This window comes from uncultured Proteiniphilum sp., from assembly GCF_937873925.1.
GTDB lineage: Bacteria > Bacteroidota > Bacteroidia > Bacteroidales > Dysgonomonadaceae > Proteiniphilum.
In genome coordinates this window covers 1-15,739 of record NZ_CALNAT010000070.1, presented here as the reverse complement: position 1 = coordinate 15,739, position 15,739 = coordinate 1, and the positions used below count along the sequence as shown (strand labels likewise).

Genomic DNA, 15,739 nt, shown 5'->3' with positions numbered 1-15,739 from the left:
TATAAGGACTAAGAGATTTGATATAGCAAGAGAATATATCTGAAGAAATAGGTTTTTAATCAGACTTGAATGTAAATCAGGAGCTGTTTTGTGAAGAAGGGTTGATGATTCAATCATACATGAAAGAGATGAGCGGGAGAGAAATCCCTGACAGACTTCCCCATTAACCACAAAAGTTAAAGAATTATCCCTGGAAAAGCCAAATACACAAATTAAAGTTAAAATATAGCCTTTAATAGTTAAAATGCAAATTATTTTTTGTTTATTAAAAAATATTCGCTGTATATTTGTCAGACAAATCATATAATTAATACATACCATAAAATAAAAGAGCGTGGACATGGAAAAATTGAAAATCCAGAATAATTCGGTTACGTTGGTGGATCAGGTAGAAGAGAAGCTCTTGAACTATTTCAAAGAAAAAGATCTCCAACAGGGAGATCACATCCCGAACGAGATGGAACTGTCCGCTGCCTTGGGGGTAGCCAGGAGCGTGTTGCGGGAAGCATTGAGCCGGCTAAAAATGATGGGGATGATTGAAACCCGCACCCGGCGGGGGATGATTCTTTCGGAGCCGTCTATCCTGGGAGGGATGAAGCGGGTAGTGGATCCTCGTATTTTAAGCGAGGACGCGTTGTTTGATATTTTGGGTTTCAGAATCGCCTTGGAATTGGGAATTGTCAATGATATTTTCAGAAACATTACACCAGAGGATATAGAAGACCTCGAGGAAATAGTGAAGGTGGGTATCATGTACGAGAACAACGAATATGCTCCTTTCAGTGAATTTACTTTCCACACGAAACTATACCAGATAACCGGGAATAAAACAATTGCCGAATTCCAGAGCATTGTTCATCCTGTTATGACCTTCGTGAAGGACAAATTTAAAGAGTATTTAGCGCCGATAAACATTCGACTGAACGAGGAAGGGCGTATCGTGACTCATCAGGATTTATTGAAATACTTGAAGAACCATGATGAGGAAGGATATAGAAAAGCCCTTGCACAGCACTTCGAGGTCTATAAGATTTTCATTCGACAAAAAAATGATGCTATTGATCAAAAAAAATGGGCGATAAAAAAATAATATTTTTCCTGGTTGCCATGAGCAGTGTATCCATTATAAATACAACCGGTAAGACGTCATTGCCGCCGCGGTTAAAATGGCAGATAGCGTGGAATACGGCGAATTCCCTTCCGGCGTTCCCTCATACTGAAAAAAATATCGGTGTTGCGGGTGCTTTTTCCGGGTTCGCAGGTGATGAACTAATCATTACAGGCGGAGCTAACTTTCCCCAAAAAATGCCCTGGGAAGGGGGACGGAAGAACTGGGAGCGGAGCCTCTATTACGCGAATACAGGGAGCCCGGATTTTCAATGGGGAATAATCAACGACTTCTTACCGGGGGCTGTTGCTTATGGCGTTTCCGTGCAATTGCCCGAAGGGGTATTATGTATAGGAGGATGCGATGCCCAACAATGTTTTGATGACGTGTTTCTTATTTACAAGGAGAGAGGGACATTCAAGATTTCTCACGATTGGCCATCACTTCCTGTGCCGTTAGCGAATGCCACGGGCGCGTTGCTGAATAACAGAATATATATTGCGGGGGGCCAGGAGAAAATGATCGAAGAAAACGCGACGAATCATTTTTTCATGCTGGACCTGAATCATAAAGATAAAGGATGGATTAGACTGCCTTCGTGGGATGGCGGTGCCCGGGGCTATGCAGTGAGTGTTGCCGGTGGTAATGGAGAAGGCGGGGGTTTTTACCTGTTCAGCGGAAGGAATTATAATTCGTCCGGTTATCTGGAGATACTCACGGACGGGCATAGATACGATCCTTGCCGTAATGAATGGACGCGGCTGCAAGGAACATTTCCGGTAATGGCAGGGACGGCACTTGTTTGGAAAGAGGATATTATTTTTTTCGGAGGTGTAACAAAAATACTTCCCGGATCCTGCGAACACCCGGGATTTGAAAATATCCTCCGGGTGTATGATCGGGTATTACACATGTTCATTCACGAGGAAATCTTGCCTTTTGCCGTTCCGGTCACGACCAATATCGCGAAGCGTGAAAACAGGTTCTACATTACAAGCGGGGAAATAAAGCCCGGAATGAGAATAGCCTCCGTATATGAAGGACAGATTGTACCATTAGAGAAATAACTCACCGCCTATCTCGCGATAGCGCTTAATAAAACACTAATTATCAATAAATCAAAATGAAAAATTATCAGAGACTAAAAGGGTTGGTTGCCGCAACCTTTACTCCCATGCATTCGAATGGCGATATTAATTATTCGGTTATAGATCAATACGCGCGGCATATTGTCGATTCGGGTATATCGGGAGTGTTCGTGTGTGGAACCACCGGCGAATTTACATCATTGACCGCGGGGGAGAGAAAACAGATCCTTGAACATTGGATAAGGGCTTCCAAGGGAGACGTTAGGGTAATTGCCCACGTGGGCAGCAATAGCCAACGGGAGTCGGTGGAACTTGCCCGCCATGCAGCGGAGGCAGGAGCCTGGGGAATCGGATCCATTGCTCCCGGTTTTTTCAAGCCGGCGTCGGTACGCGACCTGGTCGATTTTTTCAAACCGGTTGCAGCCGCCGCTTCCGAGCTGCCCTTCTATTATTACAACATGCCTTCGATGACAGGGGTTAGCTTACCTGTTGCCCAATTTCTGCAAGAGGGGAGACAAGAGATTCCCAATCTGGCCGGTGTGAAATTCACTCATAACAACCTGATGGAAATGGGGGACTGTATCCATCTTGATGGCGGGGCATTCGAAGTATTGCACGGGTACGATGAAGTGCTTATTTGCGGGTTGGCATTGGGCGTGGTAGCAGGTGTAGGAAGCACGTACAATTACCTGCCTTCGGTGTATTTGAATATCATGAAAGCGATGGAGGAAGGCGATCTTGAGGCAGCCCGGGCGTTTCAGATGCAATCCATTGAAATTGTAAAAGTAATCATTCAACACGGGGGAGGTGTAAGAGGCGGAAAAGCTATTATGAATTTGATCGGGATCGCATGCGGAGAATGTCGTTTACCCATTGCTCCGTTTGAAAAAGAAGAATACGATTCTCTCAGAAAAGACCTGGAGGCAATCGGTTTTTGGGGAAAATAGAGAAAGAGGTACATCCTGCAAATAGTACCCCTTTCTACAATAATTTTAAAACACAGATATCTTAAAATCATTACAAAGATGGGAAAAAATTGTCGATTTTTAGCCTTTTTTATTTTCTTGTTTACTTCATTGTCTTTCCTTATGGCACAGGAAATAACCGTTACCGGGGTAGTCCATGATAATGAAGGAGAAACGTTGCCGGGTGTTTCTGTAGTAGTGAAAGGCACTACTCACGGAACAGTCACGGATATAGAGGGTAATTTTGAAATAAAAGTGCCTCAGGGAGCAACTTTGGAATTTTCTTATGTAGGATTTCAACCTCAGGAGATAAGGATAACGAATCAGGAACGTCTCAACGTGGTGCTGAATGTCTCGACCGTAGGGCTGGATGAAGTCGTTGTTGTGGGGTATGGAACCCAATCCCGGCGTACGGTAACTTCCGCTATTACAAAAGTAGGAGGGGAAGCGTTGCAGAATATTCCGATCAGCACTGTGGGTGAAGGATTGAAAGGAAAAATAGCGGGTGCCCGGATATATTCCAACAATAATACTCCCGGTGCCGATGCGACCATCCGCATCCGGGGAGGATCCTCTATAAATAAAAGCAATGAGCCTCTTATTCTGGTAGATGGAGTAGAAAGAGCCTTCAGCGGAATTAATCCGAATGATATCGAATCTATAGAAGTATTAAAGGATGCTGCTTCAACAGCTATCTACGGATCCAGAGCTTCAAACGGTGTGGTATTGATAACAACGAAAAAAGGGTCTATAAATAAGGCGCCTAACATTACTTTTGAAGCCAATGTGGCCTTACAGGAAGCAGAAACTTTATATAAATTCATGAATGCAGCCGATTATTTGAGTATTGTGCGTCCGGCCGTTGCAGTAGGCCCGAATGCACGGTTTAATTGGATGGACGGGTATTCCGCCAGTTCCGGTAATACGGCTTCTTCAATTTATTCAACCCGTTATCTGGGCGAGGGAGAATCTGTGCCGGCTGGTTATCAGTCCATGCCGGATCCGTTGGATCCGACGAAGACCCTGATCTTTCAGAATAACAATTTTCAGGATGAGATTTATAAACAAGCCCTGTGGCAGAATTATTATGTGGGGCTTGACGGAGGAAATGAAGGTGTCCGGTATAATGTAAGTCTGGGATATACGGATGATGCCGGTGTGGCAATTGCAACCAATTATTCACGTTTAAATCTGCGGAGCAATATTGATGTGAATATTAATAAATTCTTGTCGTTTATGGGAGGATTTGATTATTCCCGTACAGAATCGCAGGAATATGAAAACCAAATGAATGTTATCTCACGGGGTTTGGCAACTCCTCCTACACAAAAGAAATATAATGAAGACGGGACCCCCACGAAAGGATACAATGCAACCTCTCCTAATCCGCTATGGTATGCCTATTATAATGACCAGAGCCAGGAAGACAAACGTCTGTCGGCATTTGGTAAACTGACTTATCGAATCATAGACGGCCTTAAGGCGGAGGCTCAATTATCGACCTACAATCATCATTATAAAAATGATAGTTTCCAGAAAGCGAATGAATTTAATGGCTTGCGTCCGGCCAAATCTTCGTTTGGTGAACTCAGGCGGGATAAGTTAGAGGTGTATACAACCTATAATAAAGGAATTGATAATCATTCCTTTTCTGTGATGGGTGGATATTCTTATCAGAAAGATATTAATCAGGCGTTGGCAGCAGAAGTAGACGGTGCAAGTTCTGATAAGGTTCCAACCCTGACAGCCGGGCCGAATAAGAAGAATGCCACCAGCAATTATACGGAAGATGTGACGATCGGATACTTTGGGCGTTTATCTTACGATTTTAAAAAGAAATATCTTTTTTCTGCGACATTTCGTGAGGATGCATCTTCCCGTTTTGCGCCGGGTAAGCAATGGGGCTTTTTCCCGGGCGTATCTGCTGGTTGGATTATTTCCGATGAGAATTTCATGGAAGGAATCAGGAATCTGGATGATCTGAAATTAAGAGTTAGTTATGGACAAACCGGTAATAATGCGATCGGATTATATGATGCATATGGAAGATATTCGACGAATGCAAAATACGACGGCATTGCGGGTATTATTCCCTCGACTATGCCAAATCTAGATCTGACGTGGGAAACCTCCACTCAATTGGATTTGGGTTTTGACTTATCATTATTCAATAACCGGCTGACGGTGAGTACGGACTATTTTGATAAAAGAACAGAAAATCTCCTTTTTAGTAAAGAACTCCCTAATACGACCGGTTTTGCCAATGTGCAAACCAATATCGGAGAAGTGAAATTTTATGGATTCGATGTAGAGATCGGTTCGACTAATATCCGGACGAAAGATTTCGAATGGTCTTCAAAGGTTACATGGAGCTTTGTGAAAAATAAGGTATTGAAACTACCTGATAACGGGCGTGACCGTAATCGTATCGGTGGTATTACATTGGCCGACGGAACCGCTTTCGGAGGAACTGCCGAAGGAGAGTCGCTTTACCGGTACTACGGATATGTAGTGGATTATATTATAGAGACACCAGCACAGGCCGATAATGCCATGTATGATAATTCTGCGAAAGGATATCGTCATTCTGACGGCAAAAGAGTTGCCGGGCGGAAAGAGATCGGAGATTATGAATGGAAGAACCGTCCGGGCAGTTTGACCAGAGATGGGAAAGATTATATCGATAGCCAGGATCAGTTTTTCCTGGGATATACTGTTCCTCATTCTACAGGAGGGCTAAACAATAGCTTCACGTATAAGAATGTGTCTCTGAATATTTTTCTGGATTGGGCCTTAGGACACTCTATCAACAATAATTCAGAAATGCGCTATTTTATGAATACGTTTGCAAATAATTATACCTTAATAGATAAAGTAAAAGAGACCTGGAAACAACCGGGAGATAATACGAAATATGCCCGGTTTACGGCAAATGATCCGGACGACGGAAATGCTAACTTCAGCCGCACATCCAATATATTCAACTATAAAGGGGATTATCTGTGTATCCGCGAAGTTAGCTTGCAATACAACATCCCGCCTACCAAACTAACGAAATTTGGAATTCAGAATTTAGCGATCACGCTGTCGGGTAATAACTTACATTATTTTACACAAGTAGAAGGAGTATCTCCCGAAGTAGGAGCATCTACTACCTATAATGCCAGTTATTATAACTATCCTCCTATTCGGAAATATGCGGTAGGTGTAAAAGTTACATTCTAAACCTCAAATAATAAAAATCTAAAATTATGAGACTTAAAACAATAATATTATTGACGATTTTTGCGGTACTGACTGCTTGCCATGCCGATCTGGATATTCAACAAAAAAGTGAAGTGTCTGCGAATTCAATGTGGCAGGATGAAGGAGATGCTAAATCGGCCATGTATGGTTTATATAACAGTTTTAGATCAGGCTTTAGTATCGGCTACATTTATTGGGGAGAATACCGGACAGGATTGTGGAGTGATGGGTTAACCGGACAAACCAGCCGAGATCAGGTGTATCAAAACCAGCTGCCTACCAACCACGGATATGCAAACTGGGAAGATCTATACACTACGATCAATCAGGCAAACCTGATCCTCAAATATACGCCGGATATTGCTTTTAACAGTGAAGAAGCTAAAAATAGGGTATTGGCGAATGCCTATTATGTAAGGGCTTTCTGTTATTTCTGGATCGGTCGTATATGGGGAGATGCTCCGGTATTGCTGGAAGGTTTTGAGTCCGATAAACAGGATGGACTTTTCCCGGTACGGGATCCGGCAGACAAAGTGTTTCAACAGGTAAACGATGATATAGAAGAAGCATTGTCGTTGATACCATCGAACACAACAGACCGGAATCTTGCTTCTGTGGGTTCCATCAATATGCTGAAAGCCGATTATAACCTGTGGATGTATAAAGTAAGAAACGGAGGACAGGCTAACCTGGATGCAGCAGCCATAGCCGTTACCGCTGTATTGGGTAATTCTTTCTACGGTCTGGAAGAAAATTTCTCTGCTGTTTTTGAAAATGAGATGGGGAAAGAGATTATTTTCGCCTGGAGTTATATCAAAGATGAATATACAGGTGGTTATCCTGCCGACTATCTTGTTCCTTCCCAGTATGTCTCGGAGGAAGCTATCGAAAATCCTGTAAAAGTAGGAAGTCATCAGCAATGGTGTTTCTATACGGAAGAATATAAAGCCATCCTTTCGGAAGATGAGAGGGATCAAAGGACAAAAGTAAGTTTTGATACATATTTCGATGAACCGAAGAATGCAACATTTCAGTGGATCAACAAATTTGCCGGTGAGTGGACAAATGGAACCCGGATATTTGATTCGGATGTAATTGTTTATCGTTATGCCGATGCTTTGTTGTTTGATGCCGAAATAAAATTAGCGAAGCAGGATATAGCCGGTGCACGTGTTGCTCTGAATAAGATTGCGGAAAGGGCATATGGGATACAAGATTTTTATGCTTCCGGATTATCTTCTCCTGCAATTGAAGAGGCTATATTAAATGAACGATTGAAAGAATTTGCCGCAGAAGGAAAGCTTTGGTGGGATTATATTCGTTTCGGTGTAGCTTTTGAAAAAAATCCATATCTGAAAGGACGGGAGAATGAATTAAATGTGTTGTTATGGCCGATAGCTCAGGCGTCTATCAACAGAAATCCCAATCTCACGCAGACCCCGGGCTACGATAAATAAAAGAAATGAATAACAGCAAGAAAATTTTATACTCAAAACGGAAAAGACATTCATGAATTGCTGGCAGAGAAACGTCACTCTGCCAGTATTCCTTTCCTATATTGTGTTGTGTTATATGAACCCTCAGATCTCGATATAAAAATGTTTTATATAAAGTAAAGAGGCCGTATTGAATTTTGAAATGATGATAAAATGTTGTCATATGAAGAAAATAATATCAATGTGTTTTGGTTTACTAATACAAATAAGTATTTGTATGTACGCACAGGGAAATATTCCCACGGTGACGAATGTTTTCCAAAAGAGTCAGGATGGATATACCTGTTTTCGTATTCCTGCTATTGTTCAGGGTAAAACAGGTGCTTTGCTGGCCTTTGCCGAAGCCCGCAAAAACAGTTGTTCCGATACAGGTGATATAGATCTGGTTTTAAAACGTTCCGAAGATGGAGGTAAAACCTGGAGTAAAATGATTACGGTATGGGACGATAGGGAGAACGTTTGTGGTAATCCGGCCCCCATAATAGATCAAACTACCGGGCGTATCCTATTGATATCTTGTTGGAATTCAGGGGAAGATCATGAAAAAGAAATTATAGATCAGACCAGTAAAGATACCCGTAGAGTTTTTGTACTTTATTCGGACGATGATGGAAAAACATGGTCACAACCGAAAGAAATAACGTCGACAGTCAAACGTCCGGATTGGACTTGGTACGCAACCGGTCCCTGTCATGGTATTCAGTTACAAAACAAGCAATATGAAGGACGCCTTGTCGTTCCGGCTAATCACATGGTTGCCGGTACAAAAACATACCATTCCCATATTATCTATTCTGACGATAGAGGAGAAACCTGGAATCTCGGAGGTATAGTTAATGAGCCTGGAGGAAATGAAAGTAGTGTAGTGGAATTGGAAAATGGTGATTTGATGCTGAATATGCGAAATTATAACCGGGAAGAAAGCAAAACCCGTTCATTTGCTATCAGTTCCGATGGAGGAGAAACCTGGTCGGAAATGAAATACTTACCGGAATTGGTTGAACCTGTTTGTCAGGGAAGCACATTGAATTATAATAAAAACGGAACGATCAGTAATAATCTCCTTTTTTCAAATCCGGCATCGAACGATAAAAGGGAAAAAATGACGGTTAGACTGAGCAAAGATAACGGGAAAACATGGCCGTACTCCTATTTGGTTCATCCGGGACCAACAGCCTATTCAGATTTGGTAAATCTCTTTGACGGAAATATCGGACTATTATATGAATATGGTACGCAGAATCCGTATGAAAAAATAGGTTTTACAATTATTTCTTTTGAACAGCTTCAATAAATAATGCAATGCGATGAAACCGACGAAAAAAATATTACCTGTTCTTCTTTTTGTGCTGGTATTATCTTGTGCAAATTATACAGATGAAATTTCTATAAGGATAGAAAGTCCCGTTCTCCCGGTGTTAACGGGAAAAGATGCCAATCCCGTATTGAAAGTTGAAATGATCCGGCAACAGCTGATTGATTATTCGTTGCAAAAGATCGTTGTTTCGCTGGAAGGAACGACCGATCTGAACGATATCGAGCGGATATCACTTTTGAAATCCGACAGTAAAGGAAATTTCGCTACCGGTACTCTTATAGGGGAAGCGCAACCGCCTGCTTCCGTCGTTACATTCAGGGATAATTTCAACGTTACCGAAGATACGCTTACATTCTGGGTATCCGTTACATTAAAAGAAAACATCGATCTTACGCACAGGATCAAGGTGCAATGTAAAAGTATCTCTACCGATATCGGGAAGATCCGTGTTCCTGCCGCGGATATACAAAGCCTCAGGGTCGGCGTGGCAGTACGCCGGCACATGCAGGACGGAGTGCATACTTCTCGTATTCCGGGACTAGCCACTTCTAAAAAGGGCACCTTATTGGCGATCTATGATGCCCGCTATGAAAGTGCACGGGATCTGCAGGGACATATAGATATCGGGTTGAACCGGAGTCTCGACGAAGGCCGTACCTGGGAGCCGATACAGATCGTACTGGATATGAATAAATGGGGTGGATTGCCGGAGAAATATAACGGAGTAAGTGATGCCTGTATTCTGGTAGATGATAATAACGGCGACATCTATATAGCAGGACTTTGGATGCACGGAGTGCTCGATCGTGAAACCGGTAAATGGGTGGAAGGGATGACCGGAGACAGTACGCGGTGGATACATCAGTGGCAGGCGAAAGGTTCCCAGCCCGGATTCGGTGTAAAAGAAACATCCCAATTCCTGATCACGAAAAGTACTGACGACGGATTGACCTGGAGCGAACCGGTGAATATCACCCCTATCAAGAAAAAAGAGTGGTGGTTGTTTGCCCCTGCGCCGGGGCACGGGATCACCCTGTCGGACGGTACACTGGTATTCCCGACACAAGGCCGGGACGAGATGGGCAAACCGTTCTCCAATATCACCTGGAGCAAAGACGGCGGAAAAACATGGAACGTATCCAAACTTGCTTCCAGCGGAACAACCGAATGCATGGCGGTGGAATTATCCGACAGGTCGATTATGCTGAATATGCGGGACAACCGTAACCGGGGAAATGAGGAAATAAACGGACGGAACATCGCCACGACGACCGATCTGGGAGAAACATGGACGGAACATTCCACTTCCCGGAAAGCGTTGATAGAACCTACCTGTATGGCAAGCCTGCATAAGCATGTGTATAACGATGGCGGGACGGAAAAGAGTATACTGCTTTTCGTCAACCCCAATTCAACTTCCAAGCGCGATCATATTACCTTAAAGGTAAGTTTCGATGATGGCCGAACCTGGCCGGAAGAATACTGGATACTGCTCGATGAATACAGCGGACGGGGATATTCCTGTATTACGTCGGTGGACGAAAATACCATAGGTATCCTTTATGAAAGCAGCCAGGCCGATATGGTTTTTCAACAAATTGCATTAAATGAATTGATTGGAAAATAATAATGAAATCAAATTTGATCTTTACAGCTTGTTTAACTCTGAGTACCGTTTCTTCCCGGGCTTCGTGTCAATCTATGGAAAAGCCCAATGTCCTCTTCATTACGATTGACGATATGAATGACTGGACAACGGTTTTCGACAAAAACAATCCGGTAAAAACCCCGAACATTGAGAGACTGGCCGCACGGGGAGCCTTTTTTTCCAAAGCCTACTGCTCTTCACCCGCATCTAATCCTTCCCGTGCATCGGTAATGACTGGAACACGCCCTCACAAAACTGGTATTTACGGGAATAGTTCGGACTGGAGAGGAGCACTTCCTCAAATAAAAACCATTCAGCGCTATTTTAAGGAAAATGGATATTTCGTTTGCGGATCTGGAAAAGTCTTCCATCACCACAATGACTGGTCTTTTCACGATAATGCTTCTTTTCATGAATTCTTGATGATGGACATCAACGAACCTTACCCGGATAAAAAGCTAAATGGTCTAGACTGGTATGGTTCCCGGAATACCGATTGGGGAGTCTGGCCTGAAGATATTACCAAAACAGCTGATTACAGGACCGTGGAATATACCATTCGAGAACTGCATAAGAAGTTCGATCAGCCTTTTTTCCTGAATGTTGGAATTTACAAACCTCATTCCCCTTTCTTTGCCCCACAGGAATTTTTCGATAAATATCCTTCGAAAGATAGTACGATGCCTGAAATTCCTGGCAACGATTTGGATGATTTGCCGGAAGGGGCAAAAAAATTGATGGCCTCTTCCGACTGGTTCTGGGAAGGGATGATAAAAGCGCAAAAACAAGATGCGGATGCTTATAAGAACTATGTTCAGGCTTATAAGGCTTGTGCTTCGTTTGCTGATGCAATGGTCGGAAAGATTATTGATGCCCTGGACAAAAGCTCTTACAGAAACAATACGATAATCGTTCTGTGGTCCGATCACGGTTTTCATTTAGGAGAAAAACAACATTTTGAAAAATTTATGCTCTGGGAAAAAACCACGCACATACCGTTTATTATCATCGCTCCGGGAGCGACAAAACCACATACTATTGTTAGTAAACCGGTGGATATGACTACTATCTACCCGACTTTGTGCGAACTTTGCGGATTAGAAATTCCGGATCAAGCTGACGGTTTTAGCTTGGTACCTTTGTTAAAAGATGAAACTGTAAGCGTTCCTCCTGCGTTGATGACCTACATGAAAGGAAATCACGCGGTTCGTACTGAAAGATGGCATTATATTCAATATGCTGATGGCTCAGAAGAGTTGTACGACCATACAAACGATCCTTATGAATGGCGGAATGTTGCCGGAGATGGAAAAAATGATACGATCATTGAAAATTTGAAAAAATTCATTCCGAAGGAAAATGCGGAACAAGTCCCCGATCTCTAAAGTGATATGAAACAACTTATACTATTAAAAAATCGGTTGCGTGATGAGAAAAATTCAAAATAGTAAAGGGTATCCCTGGATCGTAGTGGGATTATTATGGATGGTGGCGTTACTGAATTACCTTGATAGGCAAATGCTCTCGACGCTGCAATCTTCCATGCAGATGGATATACAGGAATTGGCGGTGGCCGAGAATTTCGGAAGGTTGATGGGTATTTTCCTGCTTATTTATGGGCTGGTAAGCCCGTTTGCGGGAGCCGTTGCCGACCGGATCAACCGGAAATGGTTGATCGTGGGAAGTCTTTTTACCTGGTCGGGGGTAACATATGGAATGGGTATAGCCCAGACATTTGAACAGGTATACTGGTTACGTGCTTTCATGGGAGTAAGCGAAGCGCTGTATATTCCTGCCGGATTGGCCATGATTGCCGATTACCATACCGATAAAACACGATCGCTTGCCGTGGGTATCCATATGACCGGATTATATGCCGGCCAGGCCCTTGGCGGGTTCGGGGCGACCATTGCCGCCACCTATTCATGGCATACCGTTTTTCACTGGTTCGGAATTATCGGCATCGGCTATGCTGTGCTGTTGGTCTTTTTCCTGCACGAAAAGAAAGGCCACGGAGAGGCTATTGTTCTTCCGGAAGCGGAGCCCGGCATAAAAACAAAAAAAGAACCTGTATGGAAGGGATTCGCGGTATTATTTGCCACGGCTTCTTTCTGGGTGATGCTGTTCTATTTCATGGCACCGAGTTTACCGGGATGGGCTACCAAAAACTGGTTGCCGACGTTGTTTACGGCCAACCTGGGTGTTCCTATGGCACAGGCCGGCCCCATTGCCACTATTTCCATTGCCGTTGCATCGTTTATCGGGGTGATGATCGGCGGACCGATGTCGGACCGATGGGTGCAGAAAAATATCCGGGGACGGGTATATACCAGTGTGATCGGGCTGGGGTTAACCATCCCGTCGCTGATCCTGCTGGGATTCGGGCATAGCTATGCCAGCCTTATCGGCGCGGCATTGCTTTTCGGTATCGGTTTCGGTATGTTCGATGCCAATAATATGCCTATCCTTTGTCAGATCATCTCACCTAAATACAGGGCAACGGCATACGGGATCATGAACATGGCGGGCGTCTTCGGAGGATATGCCATTACCCGTATCCTGGGAAGTTCCATGGATGCGGGTCATTTAGGCGTCGATTTCAGCAAACTGGCGGTTATCGTATTGGCAGCTATGGTTGTTTTGCTTGTTTTCCTGAGACCGAAAAAGGAATATACTTACCGGTAAGCCGGTTTTTTCCACACGACAACGGAACAGACATATAGGTGAACAGGTAACAGATAACGATTGAAAAATTGGCAATCTGTCTTGCTGTTCTGCCAACATATTTTTCTGCAGGATTGATAGCCCAAATTTACGAAAACTTGCAGATATTTACCCTAAGAAATATAATTATTTTGTTGATAAGTAAATAGTTATAGCCTTTTTGAAATTCGGCTGGTTATTTTTTAATATCAATATCATATAGCTTAATGACAACCGATCCTGCCAATCCGGAGGGGCGTAGTATGCTCCACCGGGGAAAACAATACAATTGTCCCCCACTGTTGCAGTATATAGGAGGGTTGTCGGTCAAACATCGAAATTGTACTCTTTGTGATCCGGCAATTCGGGAAGCTCTCCCGCAATCGCGGAGGCAGGGGCGCTGAATACATGTGGTGCACCTTCGGGGATAAGGTAGAGCATGTCGGCCACAGTACGACCCTGTTGTAACAGAAATTGACAGCTACCAAAGTAGAATTAAGTTAAATAGGATTTTGCTACCAATTTGAAATTTCAAAATCCAACCATTGTACCCGAGCGTCTAAAAATTCTTTTGCATAATTAACTTCTTCTTCCCATGTGTCGAACTTAACAAGCCCCACGCTGATGTATTTACCAAGTATCGGCCAGCGTGAAAAATTTTTGTTTTGTGCATATCTGATATTTTCAGTCTTTTCGCTTATGATATTGGTCAATGTGGGCAAATGACCTTTTACTTTAATCCACTCCTGTTTTGCAATATCAACGAAATAAGGGTCCTGCAATAATCTGCTGAAATATGTATTCCTGTGATATAAATGAGCAACAGGCGAGGTTGCGGGTGGTAAAACCCATCTGTTGTTCTCCATGTAAGCTAGCCCCAGACTCCATTCTAAATCCCAAACAGGATACATTTCCAATTTTCCTGTTCGCGATTGAAGTACATAATAAGGATTGGGCTCAGCATTACCCAATGTTTCCTGCAAGAGATACCATTTAGCAAAACTTTCGACATCAATATACTTCCTGTATCCGGTATTGGGATCGTCAAAATAATCGGAATATAAAACCGTTTCAAATTCATTCATATAATTCAGAATGAAACTGTAATTCTCGTCGCCTTCAACCATACCATCGGTATCCGGATGTTTGAACGTAAAATGCAATCCCCGATTAGTTGTAAACCATACAGGTTCCTTATCCCAGTTGTTGTCGTTTTCTATCAGGTAGCCATCAACGGCAATATTGACTCTGTTTGAAGACACCTTTACATGTTCGCCGAGAAAATAAATGCCGTTGTACGAACCGTTCAGAAAAACTTCCACATGATAGCCGCGCGGAGTCCAAGGTAAATCCATTAATTTTGACAACTCGAAAGCATAAGTAGAACGCAACATCGATTTGTCGCAATATTCGGCCAAAAGTACCCAGTCTTTTAAGGAGGTTTTTCCTCTTCGTATTGCTCATTGTTTGCATAGATTCATCTTCTTTACATCCTGCAAATGCAATAACAACAAAGAGTAGAAATAACCATTTTTTTACATAATCATATTCATAATTCCATATAAGAAATATTATACGCGTGAATGTTAATGAAATCCGAATCCTACTGAAAGGTTAACGCTATTCATATTCTGACAATATCCACTAATATCAGGAGCCGGATTTGCACCTCCCGGATTTATTCGGGCATAGTCATATATCCTTACATAATCAGGATAAGCTATCGTTAAGGATAATTTGAATTGCGTGGAAAAATTTTGGGAAAGTTTCAGATTATAACCCATAGCAATGTCACCCGCAAGCGAATTGGCAGTCAGTTTAATAGGTTCAGGTTCTTTTGTTCCTATTTTAATCATGGCATTATTGTGTACCATCCTTCCATAACCGACAGAACAATGCAAAATCCAGTGATTTCTCCGCTTATCATCCCAGAAACGGAAAGAGATCATAGGGCCGATATAGTTTTGTCGGATATCTCCACCCAGCATGCTGCGGTAATGATATTTTAAACCGTATCCTGTGAGTGCAGATAGGTAGACAGCCAGATCGGCTCCAGCATAAAATACATTGCGGTCGGAGGAACTTCCCTTTTGGGGGTTGAAATCCTCTGTCAATCCGACTCGCAGTTGCCCAAATTGACGGCCGCCGCCGACATTAAGACCCAAAG

Annotated in this window: 11 protein-coding genes; 9 read left to right on the top strand and 2 right to left on the bottom strand. The window is 43.0% G+C overall.

What is annotated here, in order from left to right; translation table 11 throughout:
• Positions 1-340: 340 nt before the first annotated feature.
• The 9 genes from Q0502_RS04700 to Q0502_RS04660 all read left to right on the top strand — a co-directional run bounded on the left by Q0502_RS04700 (position 341) and on the right by Q0502_RS04660 (position 13,554).
• Positions 341-1,090, top strand: a complete 750-nt coding sequence (locus tag Q0502_RS04700; RefSeq protein ID WP_298647769.1) for a GntR family transcriptional regulator — start codon at positions 341-343, stop codon at positions 1,088-1,090.
• Positions 1,072-2,175, top strand: a complete 1,104-nt coding sequence (locus Q0502_RS04695; RefSeq protein ID WP_298647765.1) for a kelch repeat-containing protein — start codon at positions 1,072-1,074, stop codon at positions 2,173-2,175. Before Q0502_RS04700 ends, Q0502_RS04695 begins: the two co-directional genes overlap by 19 nt.
• 56 nt (positions 2,176-2,231) lie before the next feature.
• Positions 2,232-3,143, top strand: a complete 912-nt coding sequence (locus Q0502_RS04690) for a dihydrodipicolinate synthase family protein (RefSeq protein WP_298647763.1) — start codon at positions 2,232-2,234, stop codon at positions 3,141-3,143.
• 141 nt (positions 3,144-3,284) lie between these two features.
• Positions 3,285-6,386, top strand: coding sequence for a TonB-dependent receptor (locus Q0502_RS04685; protein WP_298647760.1), 3,102 nt, complete (start codon positions 3,285-3,287; stop codon positions 6,384-6,386).
• Between the two features lie 26 nt (positions 6,387-6,412).
• Positions 6,413-7,864, top strand: a complete 1,452-nt coding sequence (locus Q0502_RS04680) for a RagB/SusD family nutrient uptake outer membrane protein (RefSeq protein WP_298647758.1) — start codon at positions 6,413-6,415, stop codon at positions 7,862-7,864.
• A 256-nt stretch (positions 7,865-8,120) separates the two neighbouring features.
• Complete coding sequence (locus Q0502_RS04675; protein ID WP_298647755.1) at positions 8,121-9,197, top strand: sialidase family protein; 1,077 nt, start codon at positions 8,121-8,123, stop codon at positions 9,195-9,197.
• A gap of 13 nt (positions 9,198-9,210) precedes the next feature.
• Entirely contained in the window at positions 9,211-10,848 is a 1,638-nt protein-coding gene (locus Q0502_RS04670) for a sialidase family protein (protein ID WP_298647752.1), read from the top strand.
• A 2-nt stretch (positions 10,849-10,850) separates the two neighbouring features.
• Positions 10,851-12,254: a sulfatase gene (locus Q0502_RS04665; RefSeq protein ID WP_298647750.1), complete on the top strand. Its 1,404-nt coding sequence runs from the start codon at positions 10,851-10,853 to the stop codon at positions 12,252-12,254.
• A gap of 52 nt (positions 12,255-12,306) precedes the next feature.
• Positions 12,307-13,554 carry an MFS transporter gene (locus Q0502_RS04660; protein ID WP_298647813.1) on the top strand — a complete coding sequence of 416 codons (1,248 nt, stop codon included), beginning with the start codon at positions 12,307-12,309 and terminating at the stop codon, positions 13,552-13,554.
• A 533-nt stretch (positions 13,555-14,087) separates the two neighbouring features.
• On the opposite strand, the gene Q0502_RS04655 is transcribed toward Q0502_RS04660, so the two are convergent.
• Positions 14,088-15,029, bottom strand: a complete 942-nt coding sequence (locus tag Q0502_RS04655; protein ID WP_298647811.1) for a CotH kinase family protein — start codon at positions 15,027-15,029, stop codon at positions 14,088-14,090.
• Positions 15,030-15,158: 129 nt separating this feature from the next.
• Positions 15,159-15,739, bottom strand: a 581-nt coding sequence (locus tag Q0502_RS04650) for a hypothetical protein (protein WP_298647747.1), incomplete at its 5' end; no start/stop codon positions are given.

Excerpts from the sequence above, each read along its gene's own strand:
- Q0502_RS04700 (WP_298647769.1), top strand. The coding sequence starts at position 341 with ATGGAAAAATTGAAAATCCAGAATAATTCGGTTACGTTGGTGGATCAG.
- Q0502_RS04685 (WP_298647760.1), top strand. The coding sequence starts at position 3,285 with ATGGCACAGGAAATAACCGTTACCGGGGTAGTCCATGATAATGAAGGA.
- Q0502_RS04675 (WP_298647755.1), top strand. The coding sequence starts at position 8,121 with ATGTACGCACAGGGAAATATTCCCACGGTGACGAATGTTTTCCAAAAG.
- Q0502_RS04680 (WP_298647758.1), top strand. The coding sequence starts at position 6,413 with ATGAGACTTAAAACAATAATATTATTGACGATTTTTGCGGTACTGACT.
- Q0502_RS04670 (WP_298647752.1), top strand. The coding sequence starts at position 9,211 with ATGAAACCGACGAAAAAAATATTACCTGTTCTTCTTTTTGTGCTGGTA.
- Q0502_RS04695 (WP_298647765.1), top strand. The coding sequence starts at position 1,072 with ATGGGCGATAAAAAAATAATATTTTTCCTGGTTGCCATGAGCAGTGTA.
- Q0502_RS04665 (WP_298647750.1), top strand. The coding sequence starts at position 10,851 with ATGAAATCAAATTTGATCTTTACAGCTTGTTTAACTCTGAGTACCGTT.
- Q0502_RS04690 (WP_298647763.1), top strand. The coding sequence starts at position 2,232 with ATGAAAAATTATCAGAGACTAAAAGGGTTGGTTGCCGCAACCTTTACT.